Below are 25,169 nucleotides of genomic sequence, written 5' to 3'. Positions count from 1 at the left end.
ATCGTGGTCACTCCTTAATGTAAAGTATGTCACTGACGCCGCGCTCCTGGTTTTTACCCTGCGGATTATTGACCACCCGGCCCATGAAGTACATGGTCGAGGAGCCGCCGCCGTCGAGATTGTAGGCTTCGGTTGCCCCGAGATCCTGCATCAGGTCCGCAAGCTCGGTCAGGGTCATACCGCGGCTGTAGCCTTCTTTACGCCCGTCGACGACAACGAAGACATAATGGTTCGGGGCTATCATGCCGATGGCCGTCCGCGGATTGGCGTTCTGGATCGAGCGGTTGCCGAAGTTGGTGTCGATTTTGACACTGCTGAAATCACTGGTGATTTGCCCGTCCTGAATCAAAATCGGTCCGAATGACAGCGTATTGGTTACCCCCTGCGCCAGCAGCTCGTCAGAGGAAACCTCCTCCTCGTTATACGTCTGCATCGTACCGTCCCCGAACAGCGCCATCGCATCACGCACGGGATCATCGCGGTACACCGTACCGTTACGGATAATCACCCCGTCGTCGCGGAAGCCGTAATAATCACCGTTAATCGCAAAAATCGCATCATTACTGGAAGCAATCTCCGAAGTCACCTGGGTAATATTCGTACCAAAGCTGTTATCGGCAAAAGCGGACTTCAAGCTGCTTGCATCCTTCAGTACCACATCCGCCACATAATAAGTGATTTTGTCTAAGCCGGACCCGGTCTCAACCTGGTCGATCTGGATTTGAATATCATCGCTGCTGTAGCTCCAGTCGTCGGATGCAGCATTAACCTCGGCTGAAGAAGATGCAGTCTCGGCACTTCCGGTTGTATTATTGCTGTCTGCCGTTCCGGCGGCTTCATCGGCCACAACGACCTCCACATGTTCAATCAGGTAACGGTCAGCCAGCTTATACACCACTCCGCCGATTACCAGAATTACGACCAGAATCACGATGCCTAGCTTTTGCTTGAAGCTTAAGGGTTTCTTCTTGTCAATCTGTATCATTACAGCATCACCTCTACGTGTAAGTTCTTAAGCAGGATGATACGCGCCTTACCTTTAGTGAACCTGAAATGAAAGGAAGGGATGGAGTAGGAAGATTCTGCTTGTCTGCAAGTTTCGGTAATGGGGTAGTAAGAGCCGCAGTGGCTTGGTATACTCAAACAATAGACAAACTTTTCCAGAGCAGATAAGGAGGCAGCTGTAAAAATGCGGTTATCACCCGAAAACAGACGGATGCATTTGCCGGAATCCATGAAGAAGCGGGGGGTTCGCCAAGGGGTATTGACGTTAATCGTACTGCTGGCTGTGACGCTTTTGCAGGGCTGCTTCCTTACTGTCAAAGAGGCTGTAAACGGCGGGCTTAGCCATGAGATCAATGAACGGGAGGATGTGGTTTATTCCTTTGGAACGGGGCCGCTGAATCTGGACAGGCTGGATGATTTCATGGAGCGGAAAAATGGAAGCCAGCGGATTATTCTGTACACGATTGAGGGTGACCCGATCTTCACGGAGGTGCGGTATAGAGATAATAAGCTGGTTGTTGCTTATGACAGCACGGAAGACGCTTTTGGCCCCAAGGAGACAGGAACGTATACCTGCCGGGCACTGGAAAAGAGTAAAGGGAGCACAGCGCTTAAATATACACTTACAGGCTGTGGAGGGGAATATCCGGAAGCCGCACTTCTCTGGATTGATTACAAGCTGTCAGAGCAGGATGACTTCGGCTTTGTGCTGAAGTACGGGGTCAACCGCAAGAACGAGATCAATACGCTTGAAGGGAAGCTGGTTAAGGACCTCCAGGATGGCACTACAGCAGAAGCAGCGGAGTTCCGGCCGCCGCAGGCGAAGCTGCAGAGCATTTACCGAGAACTGGTGCTGTCCGGCTATGAACAGGACAAGACCTTGACCGAAGCCTGCAATATCAAGCCTGCTGTCAGCTATGAGCTGCTGGTACACATGAACGGCAGCGAACGGAGGTTTGCCTGGAGTGAATGCGACCAAAGCGCAGACGGAAAGGGAATGACTGCACTGGCACAGCACATCATCAGCGAGGTGCAGGAGGGCGAATATTATCAGGCGCTGCCGGAGACAAAGGGGTATTATGAATAAGAGCTGGCCACGGCCAAGCCCGAAAAAAGCAAATCTTGTATGTAAGCATTAATAACGATTGAAAGTCATGGAGGTCCTGGTTATGCAACAGCGTGTACTGCTGATTGAAGACGATGAAGATATCAGCACAATGGTAAGCTCTTATTTAGTAAAAGAGGGCTACGAGGTCGAGCAGGTATTTGACGGGGCAGCCGCGGAGCGCAAGGCCCGCAGCGGAGAAGTTTATGATCTGGTGCTGCTGGATCTCATGCTGCCGGGGCGCAGCGGGATGGATGTGCTGCAGAGCATCCGTGCAGCCAGCCTGGTGCCGGTGCTGATTATGTCCGCCAAGGACAGTGATGTGGATAAAGCGCTCGGACTCGGCTTCGGCGCAGATGATTACATTACGAAGCCGTTCTCGATGATCGAGCTTGCGGCCAGAGTGAAGGCGGCGATCCGCCGGGCGGGCTATGCGGCTGCCGGTGCTGCCAGGGCTGAGGAATCTCCGGCAGCCGAAGCGCAGCAAGCCAAGGTCATCCCTCTGCGCGGGCTGATTGTTAATCTGGATACTTTTTCGGCAGAGAAGCACGGAGAAGAAGTCAAGCTGACCGCCAAGGAATTCCAGATCCTGCGGCTGTTCGCAGCCAATCCGGGCAGAGTATACACGAAGGCGCAGATTTACAGCCTGGTCTGGGAGGATGATTATTACGGCGACGAGAATGTCATCAATGTCCATATGAGAAGACTGCGCGAGAAGATCGAGGATGATCCTTCCCATCCCGAATACATAAAAACACTATGGGGCATCGGCTATAAGTTGGGGGATGTACTGCCATGATACCTTTTCTCGGCGGAATGATCGCATTGCTGCTGCTGTTCATCCTGTGGCAAGCGCTGCGGCTGAGAGAGCACGGGCGCCAGCTTCAGTACATCCGGACCAAGCTTACCGGCATAATGGAGAGCGGTTCGCAGGAACGGCTGCTGCTGTTCAACAGCGATCCGGCGCTGCAGCAGCTGCTGGGCACCCTCAATGACCTGCTTAATGTCAATCACAAGGGTGCGGTGGAGCGGGTCCGGCTGGAGCAATCCATGCGTCATATGCTGGCTAACATTTCCCATGACCTGAAGACACCGCTGACCGTTGTACTCGGATATATTGAGACCTTGCTTCAGGACCATGATCTGCCTGCCGGGGAGCGGGAGGCAATGCTGCGGACCATTCATGCCAAGGCGCAGGAGGTTATTGCGCTGATGAACCGGTTCTTTGACCTGGCCAAGCTGGAGTCAGGGGATAAAGAAATCCCGCTTACCCGGGTGGAGCTGGGTGAGCTGTGCCGCCGCAACATTCTGTCCTTTTATGAGCTGCTCAGCGCCGGGGGAAGCGATGTGCAGATCGAGATTCCGGATGAGCCGCTGTATATTATGGGAAATGAGGAGGCGCTGGACCGGGTGCTCGGCAATCTGCTGTCCAATGCAATCACCTATGGCGGCGACGGGGGTGTACTGGGGCTCAAGCTCTTTCAGAAGGATGACAAAGTATACGTTGAGGTGTGGGATAAAGGCAAAGGAATAGCCGAAGGCCATCAGGATAAAATCTTTGAGCGTCTCTACACCCTGGAGGATTCGCGCAACCGTGATTATCAGGGCAGCGGCCTGGGCCTGACCATTACCAAAAGACTGACCGAGCAGATGAACGGCAGCATTACTTTGATCAGCAAGCCTTATGTCAGAACCGCATTTACGCTGTCGTTTCGCAGGCTGGAGTTTTAAGAATTAAGGTTTTAGAGGTTGAAATTGAAAATAAATGTTGGATGAGTGGTGGAGGGGAATTTTGGAGCTGGAGGAGCGGAGCGTCCGCCTTTAAGGTTGGATTTCGACCGCTGCACAGCGGCCTAATCAGGAAATTCAACCTTAACAGCGGCCGGAAGCCCAAATATTCTCTGGAGCCACGGCGAAGCCCAAATTTAAGTCTCAGGTGTAATTTATATGCGAGCTTAAGATTTTCGTAAGAAACAGGTAATAAAAAAGAAAATTCCCCCCTGTATTATATAAATCAAGGAAGACAACGAAGCCAAAGGGGATAACGGAAATGACAACGATACTTCGGACGTGGAATTTAACCAAGGTCTATCAGGGCAAAGAAGCCGTGAACAACGTGAATATGAATATCAAGCAGGGTGAAATTTACGGTTTTCTGGGGCCGAACGGGGCCGGTAAGACAACGGTCATGAAAATGATCACCAATCTGGTGAAGCCTACTGCGGGAGAGATTGAATTTTTCGGCGAAAAGATGACATCCCGCTCCTACGAGATGCTCAAGCGCATGGGCTGTATCATCGAGTATCCGGTGTTCTATGACAAGCTGACCGCCCGGGAGAATCTCGAGCTGCACGGGGAATACATGGGCTACTATGACCCGAAGGCGCTGAAGGAGGCCCTGGAGCTGGTGAAGCTTACCGGGACAGACAAGAAACCGGTCAAGCAGTTTTCGATGGGCATGAAGCAGCGGCTGGGCATTGCCAGAGCGGTAATGACCAAGCCGGAGCTGCTGATTCTGGATGAGCCGATCAACGGGCTGGACCCGCTGGGTATCAAGGAACTGCGCGAGGTGTTCCGCATGCTGAGCCGTGAATACGGGATGACGCTGCTGATTTCGAGCCATATCCTGGGCGAAGTGGAGCAGATAGCTGATACTATCGGTGTAATCCGGGACGGCGTACTGCTGGAGGAGGTTGCCATGGAGGAAATCCGCAGCCGTGACACGGACTATATCGAGCTGATTACGGATAACAGCAGTAAAGCGGTATACACGCTGGCGAATACGCTTGGACTTAGCAACTTTAAGGTAATTGGTGCGCGGACCATCCGGATTTATGAGAAAATCTCACAGCTGGAGCTGAGCAAAGCGCTGGCGGCGGCCGATGTGGAGCTGGAAAGCCTGAACCGGAAGCAGCATTCGCTCGAAGATTATTTTGTCGGACTGATGGGGGGGGAAGTCGTTGCTTAAGCTGATCAGACTTGAATTGCGCAAGAACAAAATCAGTTTGTTTAAAGGGTCTCTGATAGCAGTCTTGGCTATTATATTGTTTATGCTGCTGGTCGTATTTACAGAAATAGATGATGCGGGTGACTTCGCTACCTATGCCGATGTTTTTGACGGTGTGCATATCTTCGTAAAAGTAGTATTTATGGTCTTCGGGTCCGTCCTGATCAGCAAGCTGGTCATTGATGAATATAAAAATAACACCATTGACCTGCTCTTCATGTACCCGATCCCCCGGAAAAAGCTGATGGCAGCCAAGCTGCTGATTGTCTCCTTGTTTATGCTGGTTACGATTTTTGTATCCAATGTGGTGGTTGGTGCGGCGATGGCCTTATTTAATCATTACTTTGTTGAAGCCATTTCAGGCGAGCTGACAACTGGGCTGATCGGCGAGCAGCTTACGATGTCCGCTTCGGATGCAGTATACTCGGCAGGGATCGGGCTGATACCGCTGTTCTTCGGAATGCGCAAAAAATCTGTCCCCGTTACGATCGTATCCGGCGTGCTGATCGCAGGTGTTCTGTCATCCAACTTCGGCAGCTTCCGGCTGGGCAATCAGGTAGGCGTATCCTTGTTCCTTGGGCTTGCAGGTGTTGCCGTTGCCTATCTCTCAATCCGCAAGATTGAGACTCAGGACGTAGGATAACCGGATGCTTGGACTATAAAAAAAGGTGAATAAACCGCTTGATGCCGCTGTTTTTCTGGCGACCGCAAGCGGTTTTTTTGCTATAATAAAGCTTAATTCAGGAATTTCTACATAGATAGATAATTTCCGCATTTGCGGATGCATAATAGCAGGTTCTGAGCAGTGGAGGAGGTGGGCAATGCTTAAAGACTGGGCTGCCATTCTGGGCAGGGTGCTTTCTGAGGAGAGTGCTTTTAAATCCTTATATGATCATCATCCCGACCTGATCATCATACTGGACAGGCAGGGGAAATTCGTGGACAGCAACCGGGCTTTTGGCTCTGCCGTTCCGTGCGCTCCAGCGCACACATTTAGTGGTACTAAGGAGGCGCTGACTCCCGGTGAAGCACATTTTACTGCGGCCCTGGAAGGGGTAACCTCCAGCTTTGAGCTTGCAGAGAATAAGGAAGACGGCAGCGCATCCCTCTCTCCCACTATAACCTATGCTCCGGTTAAGGCAGAAGAGGGGATAGCCGGCGTGTTTGCCATTATCCATTATGATGTCAATGCGCTGCTCCCTGCAGCACTGTTAGAATGGTTCAGCCGGCTCGCGGCAGCCGGGACGGAAGAAGAGGAACAGGAGCAGGAGGAAGAGAAGCTGCCGGCGCTGATGCGCGAGATGGCTGAGGATAAGCGGCTAAGCCTGATTTTGAATTCGGTATCGGCGGGAATCTTTGGTCTGGATACCGAAGGCCGGACCATCTTTATCAACCGGGAAGGCGCGGATATGCTGGGCTATCATCCCTCTGAGCTATACGGCGTCCATTTGATGGATCTGATTAATCAGACCCATAGCACAACCGGTTCCTATGCCTCACTGGAGTGTCCGATCCGCCGCACTCTGGACGACGGTGTTATCCGCAGCAGCTCAGACGAAATATTCTGGCGCAAGGACGGCACAAGCTTTTTTGTAACCTACCGCATTGCTCCGCTGCTTGACAAGGGCATGATCTGTGGGGTGGTTCTCTCCTTCGCCGATATTACAAATGAACGTGAAATCCGGCGTGCCAAGGAATCGGCTGAGCAGGCAGCCCAGGCCAAGTCCGATTTCCTGGCCATGATGAGCCATGAAATCCGTACCCCGATGAACGGAATGATCGGCATGGCCGATCTGCTGCTGGAGACGGAGCTTGAGGAAGAGCAGCGCAGCTATGCGGAGATTCTGCGGAGCAGCAGCTACAGTCTGCTGCAGATTCTGAATGACATCCTCGATTTCAGCAAGATGGAAGCCGGGAAGATGCAGCTGCAGTCTGAGACCTTCGTTCTGCGGGAGATGATCGAGAGTGTGATTGACCTGTTCACGCCTAAGGCGGAGGAGAAGAAGCTTGCCCTGCGGTGGTGGGCCGATACCAGCGTTCCGGAGGCTGTGACCACCGATCCCAGCCGTCTGCGGCAGATTCTCGTGAATCTGGTCGGCAATGCGCTGAAATTCACCGAACGGGGAAGCGTGACCCTGTCGGTGAAGAATATACCGCTGCCGGGCTCGGAGGAATATCTGCTGGAATTCTCGGTGCGTGATACCGGCGTCGGAATTGCCGACAGCAAGCTGAACCTGCTGTTCCAGTCCTTCTCCCAGCTGCATCCGTTCATTAACCGCAAATACGGCGGCACCGGCCTCGGGCTTGCGATCTGCAAGCAGCTCGTGGAGCTGATGGGCGGAACCATTTTTGTGGAGAGCGAAGAAGGCCGCGGCTCCATCTTCCGGTTCATGCTGCCGTTCGTACAGGAAACGGTGGAAGCATAACAGGACAGGCATTATTTATTATTAATACAAAAGCCAGCCCGCCCCCGGATTTGGGGTCAGGCTGGCTTATTCATTCTGTCTGGTTACAGTACAATTGGGCGCTTATCAGACTAAGTGGAATTATGACACCTATTTTCCGCCAGAACAGCGGCTTCAGAACTTTAGTTGGAAAAATGCTACTTAATTGCAATGATTTCATCGCTGGAAGGCTATTGAACCTATAATAGGGGGTGTTTTTCCAACTAATCATTGTAAAAGTTAAAATTAGACTGAATTAAGTGGCGAAAATCCAACTAAATCTTAATAGGCTCTCCTTGGGCAGGTTTTAGCATTAACTACGATAACCCGTCAGGCCCTAACCCGTAAGTAGATAGGTTACCCCACCACTCTTAGCGCATATACATCAGGCCGACAGTAGCCGGTCCGCAGTGGCTGCCGATCACACAGCCGGCATGGATAACGGCGATTTCCTTAACGCTGGTCTGCTCGCGCAGCGCCTTCTCCAGGAACTTCGCGTCTTCTTCGGCCAGCGTATGGGCGACAATCAGCAGCTCCTGATCCATCTCGCTGACGTTAGCAAGCGCATTTTGCAGCATTTGCTCCACGGCCTTTTCCTTCTTGCCGCGGACTTTGCTGACGGGCACGATGGCGCCGTCAATCAGCCGCAGAACGGGCCGGATCTTCAGCAGGCTGCCGATAAAGTTCTGCATCCCTGAGCAGCGGCCGCCCATATATAAGTAATCAAGGGTATCAACGACAAATTCAGTCTCCACCCTTCTGCGGCACTGCTCCAGCATGGCGGTAATTTCTTTACTGCTATGGCCTTTGGCGGCTGCGCGGGCAGCCTTCATCACGAGCAGCGCAATCCCGCCGCACAGGGTCTCGGAATCAACAACCCGTACTCGTCCTTCCGGGAATTCGCCTGCAGCCAGCAGGGCATTCTGGTATGTAGAGGATAAGGCAGAAGACAGGCTGATATAGACTACATCTCCGCCGCTTGCGATAACCGGCTCAAAAGCCGCGATAAAGTCAGCCGGCGACGGGGCAGCCGTCTTCGGCAAAGCTCCGTTAGCCGCTACTCTGCGGTAAACTTCCTCAGGTGTAATGTCTACACCGTCTTTGTATGTACCGTCCTGAAATACTACGTACAGCGGAACGATGCCGATATCATACGTTTGCTTCCAGCCTTGCGGCAAATCGGAAGTGCTGTCTGAAAAAATCTTTACATTAGACATGAAATTCTCCTTCACCGAATCTGAACTTCGGATCACAGTTATAAGTTACAGAAATACCATATAATCTGTCTATTATACCAAGCCTATGCCGAATCTCAAAATAAAAATAACAGCCTGATAGAAAAAAAGACCATCCTAAGGAGGACAGTCTTCACTCTTTCACGATCACGCGGTATGGAGGGGCAATGCTTATTTTTTGACAACCGGAATCCAAACCTCACAGACATAGTCTTCCGCTGTTGTATCTCCGGGAGGGTACAGCTCAATCTCCGGCCCGCCGGCATGCTGGTAGCCAGTTCCCGGAAACCACTCCTGATAGATCCGCTGCCAGACAGCCTGGAGGGTATCCGGCAATGGGCCTTTGGAGGTAAATACCGCCCAGCTGGCAGCCGGAACGGTGCCTTTCTCATAGCCGTGGGGATCTGCAGCTTCATCCGCCTTGACTCCGACCCAATAGGACAGCAGATCCTTTTCCATGTCCATGCTCATACAGATACCGAGCCATGCTTCCTCTGAAGCCAGTCCAATCAGCTCATCCGAAGTACCGTCCTCGTTGCATTCGTTCCAGAACTCGGGAATTCTGCGGAAATTCTCTCCGTCCTTGCAGGTAACCTGGATAGATTTGCCGATTACGTTAAAAGCCGGCTTATCCACGATTTTGTACTCCATTTCCTGATCTCCCTTCAATGATAGGTGGAAAGAGAGGCGGGGGAACGCTTTGAGCTGTACCCCGGGTTCACGCGCCGCCGAGGGAGTAAGCCCATGGGCCTTGCGAAACGCCTTGGCAAAGGATTCCGGTGAGTCATAGCCGTATTTCAGCGCTACATCCAGCACCCTGATCCTGGAGCTCGCGAGCTCCTGGGCGGCCAGTGTCAGCCTGCGCTTGCGGATATAGTCTGCCACCGTAAAGCCGGTCAGCATACTGAACATCCGCTGAAAATGAAACGGAGATACGTGTGCGATCCCTGCCACATCCTCGATTCGCAGCGGTTCAGTCATCTTGCTCTCCATATAATCCATAGCTTCCTTCATCCGGATCAGCCATTCCAAGACGCTGTCATCTCCCTTTGAGTTCATCCTATCATGGTCAGAGAAAACAGTCCTGTTATTCTCTGCTCATTAATGACAGGTTTGCTTTCAAAAGTATAACGTATTACAGGCACCGTTGTCAGTTGCTGAGGCGGTACACTCTGGCCTCATATGGACGCAGCGTGTCACGCTCCACGGCAGCGGGCTCATCGCGATAATTACTGATGATGGTTTCCCGTACAGAGGCGAGCTCATCCGGAAGCTGAACGGTCTGCCGGGCATCGCTGAAGTTCAGCAGCACCAGCCACTTTTCATTATCCAGCGCCCGGGTGTAGGCATAAATATATTCGTGATCCGGCAGGAGCAGCTCATATTTGCCGTAAGACATTATGAGATGTTCCTTGCGGAGAGCGATCAGCTTCTGATAGTAATAAAAGACGGAATCGGGGTCGGCCAATGCCTGCTCTACATTAATATCCTTGTAATTCGGATTTACCTTGAGCCATGGGGTGCCTTCTGTAAACCCGGCGTTGGCCGAGTCGTCCCACTGCATCGGCGTACGGGCATTATCCCGGCCTTTGGCATGGATCGCTTTCAGAATAGTGTCATGATCCCCGCCGCCTTCCGTAACCTTTTCCCGGTACATGTTGAGAATCTCGATATCCTTATAGTCTTCCAGCACAGGGAATTTGACATTGGTCATGCCGATTTCTTCTCCCTGATAAATGTACGGAGTCCCTTTTAGCGTATGCAGCAGGGTAGCCAGCATTTTGGCCGACTGTACGCGGTATTCACCGTCATGCCCAAAACGTGAGACCATCCGCGGCTGGTCATGATTGTTCAGGTACAGGCTGTTCCAGCCCTGCTCTGCAAGTCCAACCTGCCATTTATGCAAAATAGAGCGCAGTCCCTTCAGACTCCACGGTGTAACCTCCCATTTACCGCCGGGACCTGCATCAATGTCCATATGCTCGAACTGGAACACCATCTGCAGCTCCTTGCGGTCCTCGGCTGTATAGAGAATCGCGTCCCCGACACTGGCTCCCGGGGTTTCCCCGACCGTCATTACCTCATATTTGGACAGCACCTCACGGTTCATCTCCTGCAGATATTCATGAACCCGCGGGCCGTTCATATAATATTCCCCGCCGCCGGCCAGTCTGCCGGGTTCCAGGTCGTCCCGCTTGACTGATGGCAGGCCATCCACCTTGGAGATCATGTTAATGACATCCATCCGCAGGCCGTCCACACCCTTGTCCAGCCAGAAGGTCATCATCTTGTAGAGTGCCTCCCGCAGCTTGGGGTTCTCCCAGTTGAGGTCCGGCTGCTTGCGCGAGAACAGGTGCAGGTAATATTCACCTGTTGCTTCATCCAGCTCCCAGGCCGGACCGCTGAAGATGGAGCTCCAGTTGTTGGGCAGCTCGCCATCCGGACCGCCCGGACGCCAGATATAATAATCACGGTAAGGATTGTCTTTGGAGGAGCGGGACTCCACGAACCAGGCATGCTCATCCGAGGAATGGTTGATGACAAGGTCCATCATCAGCTTGATGCCGCGTTCATGCAGCCCGGCGAGCAGCTCTTCCCAATCCTGCAGCGTGCCGAATTCATCCATAATATCCTCATAATCGCTGATGTCGTACCCGTTGTCATCGTTCGGCGACTTATAGACCGGTGACAGCCAGACGACATCGACGCCGAGCTTCTTCAGGTAGTCCAGCCTGGATATGATCCCGCGCAGATCGCCGATGCCGTCTCCGTTGCTGTCCTGATAGCTTCGCGGGTAGATCTGGTAGACTACCGCTTCTTTCCAAAAGGCTCTGTTCATTTTAACGACTCCTTCTATATGCTTATTTGTGTACCCGCATAAAAAGCCCCGGGGGACAGGAGTCCCCCGGGGCCGACAAAAACTATGCCGTTACCGAGGAACCTTCAGCCGTAACGCTGCCGAGCCCGTTCACAGTATACTCTTTGCCATGAATCGTGAGTGCCGCCGGTACATCAGTCTCATTGGTTACTGTAACCTGTGCATCGGTAACGTTAACCTTGAGCCGTGAGCCGCGGAACATGATTTTGAACGAATACGAGGTCCAGTGACCCGGGTTGGACGGGTTCAGGATCAGCCGGTCTGCCTGAACTCGCAGTCCGCCGAAGCCGTGGACAACGGACATCCAGGTGCCCGCCATACTTGTAGTGTGGCAGCCGTCTTCCGTATCGTTGTTGTAGTTGTCGAGATCCAGCCGGGATGTACGCAGGTACATTTCATAGGCTTTTTCCTTGTAGCCCAGCTCGCAGGCCAGAATGGCATGGATGCAAGGGGACAGGGAGGACTCATGAACGGTGATCGGCTCGTAGAAGTCGAAGTTCCGTTTTTTCGTATCCAGATCATAACGGTCACCCAGGAAGTACAGCCCTTGCAGGACATCGGCCTGCTTGATGTAGCAGGACCGCAGAATGCGGTCCCAGGACCATTTCTGGTTGAGCGGCAGATTCTCAGGAGCCACTTCCTTCACCGGAATGATTTCCTTGTCGAGGAAGCCGTCCTGCTGCAGGAAGATGCCGAGCTCCTCATCGGATGGATAGTACATTTTGCTGATGATTTCATTCCACTTGGAAGTCTCACTGTCCTGAAGCTCCAGCTTATCAGCCAGCTCTGCGTAACGGGCAGCTTCGTTCTCCTGCAGGTATTTCAGCGCTTCCAAAGTGTATTCCATTGTCCAGGAGGCGATGCGGTTGGTGTACCAGTTGTTGTTGACATTGTTCTCGTATTCGTTCGGGCCGGTAACGCCCAGCATGACATACTGATCCTTGCGCGGCACATAATGCACGCGTTCCTCCCAGAAGCGGGAGATTTCCACCAGCACCTCAAGCCCATATTGGCCGAGATAAGCTTTGTCGCCGGTGTAGTTCACATAGTTGTAGATGGCGTGGGCGATTGCGCCGTTGCGGTGGATCTCTTCAAACGTAATTTCCCACTCGTTATGGCATTCCTCACCGTTCATCGTTACCATCGGGTAGAGTGCACCTTTTTTGAAGCCGAGCTTGCGCGCGTTTTCCTTAGCCTTCTCCAGATGCTTATAGCGGTAGATCAGCAGGTTGCGCGAAATGCTGGAATCCGCAGTACTCAGATAGAACGGTACGCAATAAGCCTCGGTATCCCAGTAGGTGCTGCCGCCGTATTTTTCACCCGTAAAGCCCTTAGGCCCGATGTTCAGACGGTCGTCTTCACCGGTGTAAGTCTGATTCAGCTGGAAAATATTGAAGCGGATCGCCTGCTGCGCGGACACGTCGCCTTCAATAATAATGTCACTTTCCTTCCATTTGTCGCCCCAGGCGGCAGCCTGCTCGTTCAGCAGGGTAACAAAGCCGGCTTCGCGGGCACCATTCAATGCGCTGTGGGCGGCTTCAACAAGCTGGCCAAGGCCGTAATTGCGGGAGGTTACATTGGCGGCATATTTATAAATAACCACCTGGTCGCCCTGCTGCACAGAAAGAGCCACTTTGCTGCCCACATATTTCTCCTGCTCAAGCGCTTCAGCTTCTGCAGTAACCTTTTCACCGTTAACCACAATGTCAAAAGCGAAGGCCGAAGTCACATGGAAATCGAGTTTTTTCGTTTTGAGCGTCAGATAGCCGCCCTCTGTACCGCTTTTCTTCTCTACTTCATTCCAGAATTTCTCATCATAGTTGGAATCCTTGTTCTTAATATCTCCGTCGAGGTAAGGAGTAACAGTCAGCGTTCCGGCAAAATTCAGCGGAGTAACGGCATAACGGATCGCGCCGATCTCATGACGGGCCATGCTGACGATGCGGATGCTCTCCACCTGTACCTGCTTGCCGCCCTCCAGCTCTGCAGTAAAGCTGCGGAACAGTGTGCCTTCCTTCATATTAAGTACACGGCGGAACTGGGTCACGGTGCATGCTGCCAGATCAAGCGGTGTGCCGTCGATATCAATGTTGATGCCGATCCAGTTGGTGCTGTTCAGTACCTTGGCAAAATACTCCGGATAGCCGTTTTTCCACCAGCCGACCCGGGTTTTATCCGGATAGTAGACGCCTGCCATGTAGCTGCCCTGCAGGCTCTGGCCGCTGTACTGCTCTTCAAAGTTGGCTCTGCCGCCCATGTAGCCGTTTCCGATGCTGAAAATGCTCTCGGAAATCTCCTGGGTGTGCGGATCAAAGGATTCTTCAATGATGGACCATTCATCAATTTTCAGATATTGTTTCATTGTTTTGGGCTCCTTTTAATTGAGGGATGAAGATATAAGAATGAATCAAAAAAATTGTATTAGCTTTACGGTGATGGTGGCGCTGCCGGACGCATCTTTACAGATTTCTACCGATTTGTAGATTAAACTATTGATTTTCAATATTGGATTTGTCGTAACTCCAGAGAATGTTTGGACTTCCGGCCGCTGTTGTCTTCAGATTTCAGGATTAATTCCGCTATTTGTGGTAGAAATCTGAAGACAAGCTTATGCTTCCGTAGCGAGCTTTTCTGCGAAAAGCTTTCAGGCGGACGCTAACGCTCCTACAGCTCCAAACTTCCCCTCCGCCCCTTTTCCTTTATTGGTTATTTTCCAGTTTAATTGCAGCGGTTAAAATCTTAAACATAGCGGATGCTAACGCTCATACATTTCCAAACTTCTGCTCCGCAGCTCCGTCACCGTAATACTAATAACGTATTTTTAATTCATTTTATAAAAGAGTAGGGCAGTAAACGCATTTCACAATTACCGGTTAATATTCATCAAACCGCTGCAAACCATTCTCCCAGCTTGGAGACACTTACCTGGGCAAGGGAAGGGACGACGAAATCCGCTTCGGACAGGGTTTCTGGTGATCCGATGCCGATACTGCGCATACCGGCGCGGGTTGCGGCCAGGATTCCGGCTTCGGCATCCTCGAATACGACGCAATGCTCAGGGGCAATCCCTACCGCTTGTGCGCCCAGCAGGAAGACCTCGGGATCAGGCTTGGCAGCGCTGGTATGCGTCCCGTCGATGATGGCATCGAAGTAAGGGGTCAGGCCGGTGTTGTTCAGGATGGCCATCGCATTTTTGCTGGCAGACCCCAGGGCTACCTTGATCCCGGCTTCCCGGCATTCTTGCAGGAAGGAGAGGGCGCCCGGCAGAATCTCGGAGCTGTCCATCTTGGAGATGTATTCGACATAGCGGTTGTTCTTCTGCTCGGCAAAGCGCATTTTGTCTTCTTCACTGAATGTGAGTCCGCCGATCTCCAGCAGAATATCCAGTGATGCAGCCCGGCTGACACCTTTGAGCCGCTCGTTATCCTGTTCTGTGAATACGAAGCCGAGCTGCTCTGCAAGCTCTCTCCAGGCAATAAAGTGATATTTGGCGGTGTCGACGAGAACGCCGTCCAAATCGAACAGGCAGGCTTTGATTTGTGACATGTTGAACCTCCTAAAAGTTTTGTGAGCATTGCTTCCTGAAATCCTTCGTACAAAACTCACTTCGGAAGCATGAACTAAGTTTTGTGAGCATTGCTTCCTGAAATCCTTCGTACAAAACTCACTTCGGAAGCATGAACTAAGTTTTGTGAGCTGCGCTTCCTGAAGTGGTTTTATATAAAACTCCCCCGGAAGCATGGGTTGATTATTGTTAGCGCTTGCTTCCTGTCGTTTCTGTGTATAAGACTAGATTCGGTAAGATGGTTCCGGTTTTGTATAGCTGTCACCGAAATTTAGCGCAAACGTTTGTACAATATTCGAAAAAATAAATGAAGCATCGGACTGCTTCATTTATTTTTGAATCCGGGTCATTTCTTGCCTGGAGCATACATGGATGACTCTCTCACGATCAGACGGTGAGGAATGACGAAACGGTTCGTATATCCGGGATCATTGTCAGGCTTCTGGATGGTCTGGATGAGCACCTGGGAAGCCGTATATCCGAGATGATAAATACCGATGTCGATACTGCTGATCGGCGGGCTGGACAATTCCGAGAGCGGAATGTTGTTAAAGCTGACAATCGCCAGATCCTCGGGAACCTTGTATTTCAGCTCATTCAGTCCGCGCAGTACGCCGAAAGAGACCATATCATCGACCGCGACCAGTGCTGTCGGCCGGTTCGGGAGATTCATGAAAAATGACATCGCCCGGTAGCCGCTGTCCTGCAGAAACTCGCCCTCCACAATCCATTCAGGCCGCATTTCCAGACCGCTGTTCTGCATAGCCTTGCGGTATCCTTCAAGACGGTCGCGCGAAACGATCAGATTGGGTGGTCCGCTGACAAAGCCGATACGCTCATGACCCATAGAAATCAGATGATTCGTGGCATCAAAGGCTGCCATGACATTGTCGTTATCCACGGATAATATATCCTCATAGCGGTCGCTTCGTCCAACAAGGACGAACGGATATCCGCTGGATTCGAGAAAATCAATAACCGCATCATCCTTGCGTGAGTACAGCAGAATAACGCCGTCAACACGGCGTCCCTTGAGCAGGCGGGAAACAGCTTCAAGCTCTTCCTTCTCGTTGGCTCCGGAACTGATCAGCACATCATAGCCGGAACGGCTTGACTGGGTGACAATCCCTCGGATCAATTCCATAAAGAACAGATTGGAGAAAAGCTCCTCGGCCGGCTTCGGCAGGATGATGCAAATGCTGTTGGTTGTTTTCGAAACCAGGCTCTTTGCCATCATGTTCGGAGTATAGCCCATTTCCTCCATAATCGTTTTCACTTTACGGGAAGTTTCTAGGCTGATTCTGGGATGGCCTGACAACACCCGGGATACCGTGGAGGGAGAAACTCCCGCTTTCTTAGCCACATCCTTGATGGTAACTGTCATAGAAACCTCCTTCATGGAACCGTTTGCTTTACACAGTAATATTAATCGAAGTGCTGATAAATGTAAATAGAGAAAGTCCTGCAACAGGCCATTTTGCCGCCTTTTTGGAATAATATCCACGATTCGCGGCCCGATTTTGCATGTTTTTACAGCGTGATCAGACAAACTCGGGCAGGCTGAGGCTTTCTGCAGTGTAAAGGGCTATCCTGGCGTCAAATGCAGGATATAGAAGTGTGCAAACGGTTTTCATTAGAAAAACCGGTTTCCTTAATGGTTTGTTGACGGGAGGTTTGTGCAATTATGTGCAACTGGCTGAAAATATTTTCAGTGAGCTTCCTGCATTATTGTTCCTGAAAAATAATGAATTACAGTTGACAACGCTTTAAAACGAGGATTAATATGGTAAACAGAACTTAAAGCGCTTACAAGTGGGTTTTTCATGCAGAAGTAACCCGAAAGTCTGTTGTTTGATGGCTGCAGCTTCCTTTGCTTTCTTTTGCAAACGTTTGCGCTAGTGTTCGTGGATTTGGAAGAAGCACTACATTCAACATTCATTATGAGAAGGAGGGAACAGGCTTGAAGACGGTCTAAGCAGCCACGGCGGAAAGTGAACCCATTCACGGCATGATGCAATCCCGCAGAACGCGGAGCAAATCTCACATTTAGGGGGGCTTTTTGGAATGAAACTGGCTTCATGGAGCAAAAAAATGTTCGCTATCAGTATGATTGTCGTTCTGGTGTGCTCCTATTTTAGTTTTCCGTCATCTACGGTACAGGCGGCGGCAACCAGGGCAGTTCTGGTCGGCAGCCTTCAGTCGGAGCTGTCTACGGAAACCAATCAGACCGGAGACTGGAATCCGGATACGACAGTTACTGAAATGACGTATATGAACAACGGCACTTATATGTTCACAGGAACACTGCCGGCGGGCACTTATGAATATAAGGTTGCGCTAAACGGCACATGGGATGAAAGCTACGGATACAGCAGCTATACCAATCCCCAGGGCGTAAACAAAGACGGCAATATTGTGCTTACGCTCGCAGCCGAGACGGCAGTGACCTTTTATTACAACGATATTACCAAGAAAATTGCCGACTCCACGTATTACACACCGCTTGCCCAGGATAAACTGCCAAGACTTACAGGCTCACTGCAGACTGAGCTGGGTGATGCGAAAGACCATTCCGCGGCAGATGCCCGCACCTTACTGACAGACACTAATTTTGACAGCGTTTACGAGCATACGGCAAATCTGCCTAAGGGCGATTATACCTATCAGATTTTTGTGCCGGAGGCCTCTGCAGAGGGGGATAAATATTATCCTGCAGCTGAGCAGAGCCTTGATCTGCCGGCCGATCTGCCGGTTACGTTCCGTTATAATGCTCAGACACATGATGTGAGCGCCAAGTTTACAGCTCCGGCCAATCCGGGCACTGTCACTCCTGTTCCGGAAGGAAGCATGCGGATTCACTACAACCGTCCGGCTGGCGATTATGCCGATCAGGGCCTGTGGCTGTGGGATGACGTAGCTGCCGCCTCGTCCGGCTGGCCATCCGGGGCAACTGCTTTTCCTGAAGGACAGCAGGACTCCTACGGGGCTTATGTGGATATTCCGCTTAAAGCAGGCGCCAAAAAAATCTCCTTCCTCGTCGTTAACCGCACCAATGAGACTAAGGACAGCGGGGATAAAACCTTCCTGATCAACACTCCGCAAACCAATGAAATCTGGATCAAGCAGGGCAGCAATGAAGTGACGCCTTATGAACCGGTGACACTGCCAGCGAATACGGTCCGGATTCATTACAGTAGAGCGGATCACAAGCAAAGCGATTTCGGTTTATGGACCTGGGAGGACGTAGCACAGGCTCCATCCAAGTGGCCGACGGATGCCGTTATGTTCCCGGCTGAAAATACAGACCGTTTCGGTGCTTATGTGGATATTCCGCTGAAAGAGAATGCCAGAAAGCTGGGCTTCCTTGTCGTTAACCCGTCAAATGAAGCAAAGGACGGCGGAGATAAGGCGTTCAGCCTGCTTGACCGCTACAATCAGCTGTGGATCAAAGAGGGCGACAATACGGTGTATGTCTCCCCGTTCGGCGAGCAGCCTATAGGGCTTGTATCGGCTGAAGTGCTTTCCACCAGCAAACTGCTGCTCGGTTTTACCCTTACCGACGGACTTGATGCAGCAGCGCTGAAAAGCTCAATCACTGTAAAAGACAAGGATGGCGCAGCCATTGCTGTGTCAGCAGTGAGAATTACCGGTACATCTTCAATCGAAGTGGATACGGCTGCTTTTGACCTGGAAAAAACACCGCTGAGTGTTACTTATTCCGGTAAAACGGTATCTGCGTCCAGCGGCTGGAGAATGCTTGATGAAATGTACAATTACACTGGCGATGACCTGGGTGCAACCTATCACGCCGCAGACAAATCAGCAACACTGAAGCTGTGGGCCCCTGTGGCCAGCTCGGTTACAGTCAATGTATACAGCAAAACGGATGCTTCCAAGCAAGTCGGACATGTAAGCCTGACCAGAGGCGAACAGGGCGTATGGTCCACTGAACTTACACCGGCGGATATCACCGGAGTGAGCGGGGAAAAGGATGTCCGCGGCTACTACTATCAGTATGAAGTGACCAACCACGGTGTTACGAAGCCGGTGCTTGATCCTTACGCCAAATCAATGGCTGTATTTACGGTGGATTCTACCGGTGCTGCCGGTCCGGACGGGGATACTGTCGGCAAAGCGGCAATCGTGGATTTGAGCAAAACCAATCCTGCGGAGGTTCATCCGGCAGATATCGAGGGCTACGAAAAACGCGAGGATGCCGTCATCTACGAGGTCCATATCCGCGATTTCACCTCGGATGTCTCGATCGAGAGCAGTCTGAACGGCGAACGCTGGGGTTCCTATGATGCTTTTGCAACGAAACTGGATTATATCAAATCAATGGGTGTAACCCACATTCAGCTTCTCCCGGTAATGGCCTGGTATTACGGGGATGAAACGAAAATGGGCGAAAGAGAAACAGGCTATTCCGCACAAAATAACGAGTACAACTGGGGTTATGATCCGCACAGCTACTTCTCCCCGGACGGTGCCTATTCAGAAAATCCTGCTGATCCCGAAGCACGGATCAAAGAGCTGAAGGGCCTGATTGATGCGGTGCATGAGGCTGGAATGGGTGTCATTCTGGACGTTGTATACACTCACATGGCCAAAAAAGATTTCCTGGATGACATTGTGCCGAATTACTATGCGTTCCAGGATGCGGGCGGCAACTTTATCGGCGGCTTTGGCAATAATCTGGCCACCAATCACAAAATGGCCGAGAAGCTGATGATTGATTCCGTCAAATACTGGTTCAGCGAGTACAAGATCGACGGTATGCGCTGGGATATGATGGGCGATGCCACGCAGGATGCGGTACAGGCGGCCTATGATGCAGCCCGGGCGATCAATCCGCAGGCACTGTTCATCGGTGAAGGCTGGGTTACGTTCGGCGGCGCGGCTTCAGATCCTTCACTTGCCGGCCAGGGTGCTGACCAGCAGTGGATGGACAAAACAGACAGCGTCGGCGTCTTCTCCGATGAGTTCCGCAATGAGCTGAAATCAGGCTACGGGTCGGAAGGTGAGCCGAGATTTATTACAGGCGGAGCGCGCTCCATTGCGACTATTCTGAATAATATCAAGGCCCAGCCGTCCAATATTCCGGCGGATGATCCGGGTGATGTGGTGCCTTATATCGAGGCGCATGACAATCTGACTCTGCATGATGTCATTGCCCAGTCCATCAAGAAGGACCCGGCGGTTCCGGCCAATGAGCTGGAAATTCAGCAGCGGATCAGGCTGGGAAATACACTGGAGCTTACTTCACAGGGAACGGCCTTTATGCAGGCCGGCCAGGAATACGGGCGTACCAAGCAGTGGCTGGGTACAGGCGTGCCTGAACAAAAGTATACCGAGATGAAGGATGCGAACGGCCAGTCCTTCGGCTATTTTATCCATGACTCTTATGATTCCTCGGATGCAGTCAACATGTTTGACTGGTCCAAAGCGACTGATGCCGTGAAATATCCGGTACAGAACACGACCAAGGATTACACTGCGGGTCTTATTCAGCTCAGAAAGTCCTCGGATGCCTTCCGTCTGGGCGACAAGAGCCTGGTGGATTCCAATGTTACGCTGATCCAGGCGCCGGAAATGAAGGCAACCGATCTTGTAATCGGCTACAAAAATAAAGCAACAGACGGCACAGGCATCTATTATGTGTTCGTTAATGCTGATGATGAAGCCAGAACCCTTAGCTTGCCCGAGGATCTGACCAAAGGCAAGGTGCTTGCCGATGATGATCAGGCAGGAGTAACAGCCATTCCGGCCGGAGAGCAGAGCGGGTTCACGCTTACAGGCACATCGATTCAGCTCCAGCCGCTTACTGCAGTAATCATCCGTATGGATGCAGCGGCAGCGGTCTTTACTTCAGTAGAGACAGACAGTGCAGCATATTCTCTGCAGGTGGGCACCAGCCATCAGACAGCTGCCTATGCCAAATATGACGACGGAAGCAAACGTAATATTACCCAAACTGCCGTCTATACTTCTGACAAACCTGAAGTAGCGAGCGTGTCGGCACAGGGTGTGGTAACCGGGGTTAAAGCCGGAACGGCACATATTACGGTAACTTACGGCGGGAAGTCCTCTGTTATAACGGTTAAGGTAGTGACAGAGGCTGTAGATACCAAACGTTATGTAGAGTTTACCTATGTGCGCGCAGACAAGGATTATACCGACTGGAATATCTGGGTCTGGAATACAGGCGCGAAGAATGACCAGATTGACTTCACCACCTTCAAGGACGGCAAGGCCAGCGTGCTGATTGAGGTTGCCCCGAATGCGACCAGTGTAGGCTTTGTCCTGCGCAAGGGCACTGACTGGAATACCGGCAAGCAGGATTATCCGGATGACCGGGTCATTCCGCTGACGGCTGGTGAGAGCTACACCAAGGTCATTGTCACCAGCATGGTGAAGGAGCTGGATATCAAGCCGTTTATCAGCGGTCCGGTGATGAAGGATGGAACAATCACCTTCATGTACCGTGATGATGCGCTGTTCCGCAGCGGCAATCAGCAGGATATTGAGGCCGTAGCTGTAAAAGTGAATGGTTCCGAATATCCGATGACCTACGACGCGGTGAATGAATGGTTCAGCTATGAGCTGACAGGTGCCGAGGCAGGCACATACAAATACACCTTCCTGGTCACCAAGGACGGAGTAACCGAGGAGCTGGCTGATCCGAAAAATACGGTCGGCGGGGAATCCTCAGTAATCTACCACAAGCCGGAGGTTAAAATTACTGCAGCAGCAGCGCCGCAAGCGGTGAGCCCGAACGAAAATGCGGTCATTACCATTACCGCGGCTTCAGCAGAGGAAGTCTCTTATAAAGACGGTTACATGGATCTGACCGCGCTTGGCGGACCGGCCAAGGTTCAGATTGACACCAGCCTGATGAAGCAGACGGTTGCGGTAAAAGATACCGTGGCAGCAGGAATCAAAACCATTCCGCTTACACTGGTTGACGAGTACGGCAATACGCATAAAGGCTCGGCAACGCTGGAAGTCAAAGCCAGAACCTACAGCGGCGATAAGCTTGATTTTGACTGGGATGAGGCGCGGATTTATTTTGCGCTGACTGACCGGTTTGCAGACGGCGACCCGACGAATAACGAGAATGTGGATAAAAGCCATCTGGAGGCTTATCACGGCGGGGATTTCCGGGGGATGATCGACCATCTCGATTATCTTAAGGAGCTTGGCATCAATACGCTGTGGATTACGCCGGTTGTCGATAACATCGACTTTAACAAAGGTGTCGGCTTCGGCGGCATCCAGTACGGTTACCACGGCTACTGGGCCAAGGATTTTACCCAGCTCGATGAGCATCTGGGTGATATGGACACTTTCAAGGAACTGATTGAGAAGGCGCATGACAGAGGCATCAAAATTATGGTCGACGTTGTCCTTAACCATGCAGGCTATGGCCTGAAGGCGAGTGACAATGAAGAAGGAGTAACGGCAGAAGATAAAGCGCGCTTCGACGGCATGCTCCGCACGGACGGCGTATCTTCGGATACCGACCCTGTTAAGGGTGAGCTGGCCGGACTGCCGGACTTCAAAACAGAAGATCCTGCAGTACGCCAGCAGATTATAGACTGGCAGACCGGCTGGCTTGACAATGCCCGGACTGACCGTGGAGATACAATCGATTATTTCCGTGTGGACACAGTCAAGCATGTAGAGAGCACCACCTGGAAGGCATTTAAAAATGCTCTGACTGCGATTGATCCTGAATTCAAGCTGGTCGGTGAATATTTCGGCGGAACGATTGACAGCGACGGCGGGAATCTGCAGTCCGGCCAGATGGACAGTCTGCTTGATTTCGGATTTAAGGGAGCAGCCAAAAATTTCACGGACGGCAAAATCAGCGAAGTGGATGCTTATCTGCAGGACCGTGAGGCCAAGCTGGACAATACGAAGACTATGGCTCAGTTCCTGAGCAGCCATGACGAAAACGGCTTCCTTTCGGATTATGTGGGCGGCGATAAAAGCAAGCTGATGATCGCAGCAGCGCTGCAGATTACGGCAAAAGGCCAGCCGGTAATCTACTACGGCGAAGAGCTTGGCCGTTCCGGCAGCAATGCCGGCGATATGTCACAAGGACAGTTCAGTGAGAACCGCAGCGATATGCCGTGGGATCAGCTGACTGCGGAGCAGGAGCTGCACGACCATTACCAGAAGCTGCTGAATATCCGTGCCAAGTATTCCAAGGTGTACTCCAAGGGGACCCGCACAACGCTGGCCGGCTCGGATGAGCTGGGGTACCTGGCGTTTAACAAGCAGTATGGCAATGAAAATGTTGTAACAGTAATCAATACCAAAGCTGAGGCTGCAGCTGTGAGCATTCCTGTGCCGTTTGCCGCAGGAGCAAAGGTAACAGATGAATACAGCGGCAAGACGTATACAGTAACTTCTGACCGGAAGGTAGCGTTTGAGCTTCCGGGCAGAGCTGACGGAGGAACCGTTATTCTGGCAGCGGCGCTCCAATCCGTGCCGGGCTCAGATCCGTCTGCAGGTACACCGGTAATTCCGGCTCCGACTGCACAGAATACCCATACCATCAGTGCAGACAGTCTGAAGAATGCCAAGGACGGCAAAGTAACCCTGGAAATTCCTTCAGCTGCAACATCTGTCCTGCTGCCTGTTCAGGCTGCAGCAGCCTTGGGCACGAACGCTCTTGAGCTGCAGATGGGCGGATTAAGTGTAACCCTGCCTAACCCGGTATTGCTCCGGCTTCAGAAATCACTCAGCGGAGCAGATGCGGAGGGTGCGCAGATTCAGTTTAGTGTAAGTCCGCTGCAGGATAGCGCAGCTAGCGCTCTGGTGAACGGGCTGAGCGACGCCTATACCCAAGTAAGCGCAGCTTCAAAGATCTTTGATTTCTCACTGTCGGTAGTAAAAAAGGACGGCACAAGCACGCAGGCAGGTCCTTTCGCAGCACCGGTTGAATTAACCTTTACCACCAGCGGCAGTGCGGATAAGGATCTTACAGGCGTGTTCTATGTAGGTGAGAACAACAGTCTGGAGTATGTCCGCAGCGCGTTTAACGGTGACCGGATTACAGCACAGGTAACGCATTTCAGCAAATATGCGGCACTGGAGCTGAACAAGTCGTTTACAGATGTACCCGCTTCGCACTGGGCTTCACAGGCCGTGAAGTCACTGAGCGCGAAGCAGATTGTAACAGGTGTGTCTGCTTCAGCATTCAACCCCGGGGCGAATGTTACACGTGCAGAATTTACTGCACTGCTGATCCGTGCACTGGGAATCGAAACAGCAGGCCAGACCACATTCAGTGATGTACAGGCGGATGCCTGGTACGCCCCTTATGTGGCCGCTGCAGTCAGCCAGGGCATTGTTTCCGGACGCAGCTCCGCGCTCTTTGCGCCGAATGCGGCGATCAGCCGTGAAGAAATGGCGGCTATGGTCATCCGTGCGCTTGAAGTGAAGCAGGGGCAGAAGGTAAGCCAGAGCTCTTCTTCCGCAGGCTTTGCAGATGCAGCCAGCATCAGTCCATGGGCAGTTGTCTATGTAAATACAGCTGCAGGTCTAGGCCTGGTGCAGGGCAGAGAAGCCAGCCAGTTTGCGCCTAAGGCCAATATGACCCGGGCAGAAAGCGCCCAGGTTATCTACAAATTGCTGGCTAAGTAGCATTTATAGCCAAGTTACAATAAGCAGCGATCCCCATGTACCGGGGACCGCTGCTTTGCGTTGTATGGATTAGTTTGGATGAGAAAGGACTTGATTAGAGGGATCTGATAATAGTAGCTGTTTATGAGGGGCTGCAGAAGCTGTGGATAAATACCAAACGCTGATAGGCTTATCCCGGCCAACGGGAAACAGCACTCTTCAATTGTTGAAGAGTGCTGTTTGACTTGTATATGATTCGGGAAGTTAGCGTGATCAGGAACCATGCAGGGAGAATGC

The 25,169-nt window shown here is 51.8% G+C and carries 14 protein-coding genes; 7 read left to right on the top strand and 7 right to left on the bottom strand.

Annotation, left to right across the window (positions count from 1 at the left end):
- Positions 1–7: 7 nt before the first annotated feature.
- The gene (locus tag BLR64_RS08810; protein WP_090713762.1) at positions 8–985 is read right to left on the bottom strand and encodes a phosphodiester glycosidase family protein; all 978 of its coding nucleotides are present in this window, start codon (positions 983–985) and stop codon (positions 8–10) included.
- Positions 986–1,189: 204 nt separating this feature from the next.
- Here BLR64_RS08810 and BLR64_RS08805 point away from each other — a divergent pair, with 204 nt between their 5' ends.
- The 6 genes from BLR64_RS08805 (at position 1,190) to BLR64_RS08780 (ending at position 7,543) form a co-directional block, all read left to right on the top strand.
- Positions 1,190–2,092, top strand: coding sequence for a DUF4362 domain-containing protein (locus tag BLR64_RS08805; protein WP_090713761.1), 903 nt, complete (start codon positions 1,190–1,192; stop codon positions 2,090–2,092).
- An 82-nt stretch (positions 2,093–2,174) separates the two neighbouring features.
- Entirely contained in the window at positions 2,175–2,909 is a 735-nt protein-coding gene (locus BLR64_RS08800; protein WP_090713760.1) for a response regulator transcription factor, read from the top strand.
- Entirely contained in the window at positions 2,906–3,841 is a 936-nt protein-coding gene (locus tag BLR64_RS08795) for a sensor histidine kinase (RefSeq protein ID WP_090713759.1), read from the top strand. Before BLR64_RS08800 ends, BLR64_RS08795 begins: the two co-directional genes overlap by 4 nt.
- 319 nt (positions 3,842–4,160) lie before the next feature.
- Complete coding sequence (locus tag BLR64_RS08790; protein ID WP_090713758.1) at positions 4,161–5,078, top strand: ABC transporter ATP-binding protein; 918 nt, start codon at positions 4,161–4,163, stop codon at positions 5,076–5,078.
- On the top strand, positions 5,071–5,760 hold the full coding sequence (locus BLR64_RS08785) for an ABC transporter permease (protein ID WP_090713757.1): 690 nt from the start codon (positions 5,071–5,073) through the stop codon (positions 5,758–5,760). Before BLR64_RS08790 ends, BLR64_RS08785 begins: the two co-directional genes overlap by 8 nt.
- A 178-nt stretch (positions 5,761–5,938) precedes the next feature.
- Entirely contained in the window at positions 5,939–7,543 is a 1,605-nt protein-coding gene (locus BLR64_RS08780) for a PAS domain-containing protein (protein WP_090713756.1), read from the top strand.
- Positions 7,544–7,932: 389 nt separating this feature from the next.
- On the opposite strand, the gene BLR64_RS08775 is transcribed toward BLR64_RS08780, so the two are convergent.
- The 6 genes from BLR64_RS08775 to BLR64_RS08750 all read right to left on the bottom strand — a co-directional run bounded on the left by BLR64_RS08775 (position 7,933) and on the right by BLR64_RS08750 (position 16,623).
- Entirely contained in the window at positions 7,933–8,778 is an 846-nt protein-coding gene (locus BLR64_RS08775) for a DegV family protein (protein ID WP_090713755.1), read from the bottom strand.
- Positions 8,779–8,967: 189 nt separating this feature from the next.
- Positions 8,968–9,828 (bottom strand): AraC family transcriptional regulator, encoded by an 861-nt coding sequence (locus BLR64_RS08770; RefSeq protein ID WP_208607155.1) that lies wholly within the window; start codon positions 9,826–9,828, stop codon positions 8,968–8,970.
- A 118-nt stretch (positions 9,829–9,946) separates the two neighbouring features.
- Positions 9,947–11,635: a glycoside hydrolase family 13 protein gene (locus tag BLR64_RS08765; RefSeq protein WP_090713753.1), complete on the bottom strand. Its 1,689-nt coding sequence runs from the start codon at positions 11,633–11,635 to the stop codon at positions 9,947–9,949.
- A gap of 82 nt (positions 11,636–11,717) precedes the next feature.
- Positions 11,718–14,036: a glycoside hydrolase family 65 protein gene (locus BLR64_RS08760; RefSeq protein ID WP_090713752.1), complete on the bottom strand. Its 2,319-nt coding sequence runs from the start codon at positions 14,034–14,036 to the stop codon at positions 11,718–11,720.
- Positions 14,037–14,557: 521 nt separating this feature from the next.
- Positions 14,558–15,220, bottom strand: coding sequence for a beta-phosphoglucomutase (gene pgmB, locus BLR64_RS08755; protein WP_090713751.1), 663 nt, complete (start codon positions 15,218–15,220; stop codon positions 14,558–14,560).
- A gap of 365 nt (positions 15,221–15,585) precedes the next feature.
- Entirely contained in the window at positions 15,586–16,623 is a 1,038-nt protein-coding gene (locus BLR64_RS08750; protein ID WP_090713750.1) for a LacI family DNA-binding transcriptional regulator, read from the bottom strand.
- Positions 16,624–17,303: 680 nt separating this feature from the next.
- Between BLR64_RS08750 and BLR64_RS08745 the strand changes: the two genes are divergently transcribed.
- Positions 17,304–24,893 carry a pullulanase gene (locus BLR64_RS08745; RefSeq protein WP_090713749.1) on the top strand — a complete coding sequence of 2,530 codons (7,590 nt, stop codon included), beginning with the start codon at positions 17,304–17,306 and terminating at the stop codon, positions 24,891–24,893.
- Positions 24,894–25,169: the final 276 nt, after the last annotated feature.

Source organism: Paenibacillus typhae, assembly GCF_900099765.1.
GTDB lineage: Bacteria > Bacillota > Bacilli > Paenibacillales > Paenibacillaceae > Paenibacillus_AQ > Paenibacillus_AQ typhae.
The sequence above is the reverse complement of the archived record's forward strand: the minus strand, read 5'-3'. Positions and strand labels throughout refer to the sequence as shown.

What these genes read in the sequence shown, in the direction of transcription:
- BLR64_RS08760 (WP_090713752.1), bottom strand. Translation starts at nt 14,036, where the DNA reads ATGAAACAATATCTGAAAATTGATGAATGGTCCATCATTGAAGAATCC.
- BLR64_RS08795 (WP_090713759.1), top strand. Translation starts at nt 2,906, where the DNA reads ATGATACCTTTTCTCGGCGGAATGATCGCATTGCTGCTGCTGTTCATC.
- BLR64_RS08790 (WP_090713758.1), top strand. Translation starts at nt 4,161, where the DNA reads ATGACAACGATACTTCGGACGTGGAATTTAACCAAGGTCTATCAGGGC.
- BLR64_RS08805 (WP_090713761.1), top strand. Translation starts at nt 1,190, where the DNA reads ATGCGGTTATCACCCGAAAACAGACGGATGCATTTGCCGGAATCCATG.
- pgmB (WP_090713751.1), bottom strand. Translation starts at nt 15,220, where the DNA reads ATGTCACAAATCAAAGCCTGCCTGTTCGATTTGGACGGCGTTCTCGTC.
- BLR64_RS08810 (WP_090713762.1), bottom strand. Translation starts at nt 985, where the DNA reads ATGATACAGATTGACAAGAAGAAACCCTTAAGCTTCAAGCAAAAGCTA.
- BLR64_RS08745 (WP_090713749.1), top strand. Translation starts at nt 17,304, where the DNA reads ATGAAACTGGCTTCATGGAGCAAAAAAATGTTCGCTATCAGTATGATT.
- BLR64_RS08775 (WP_090713755.1), bottom strand. Translation starts at nt 8,778, where the DNA reads ATGTCTAATGTAAAGATTTTTTCAGACAGCACTTCCGATTTGCCGCAA.
- BLR64_RS08780 (WP_090713756.1), top strand. Translation starts at nt 5,939, where the DNA reads ATGCTTAAAGACTGGGCTGCCATTCTGGGCAGGGTGCTTTCTGAGGAG.
- BLR64_RS08765 (WP_090713753.1), bottom strand. Translation starts at nt 11,635, where the DNA reads ATGAACAGAGCCTTTTGGAAAGAAGCGGTAGTCTACCAGATCTACCCG.
- BLR64_RS08750 (WP_090713750.1), bottom strand. Translation starts at nt 16,623, where the DNA reads ATGACAGTTACCATCAAGGATGTGGCTAAGAAAGCGGGAGTTTCTCCC.
- BLR64_RS08800 (WP_090713760.1), top strand. Translation starts at nt 2,175, where the DNA reads ATGCAACAGCGTGTACTGCTGATTGAAGACGATGAAGATATCAGCACA.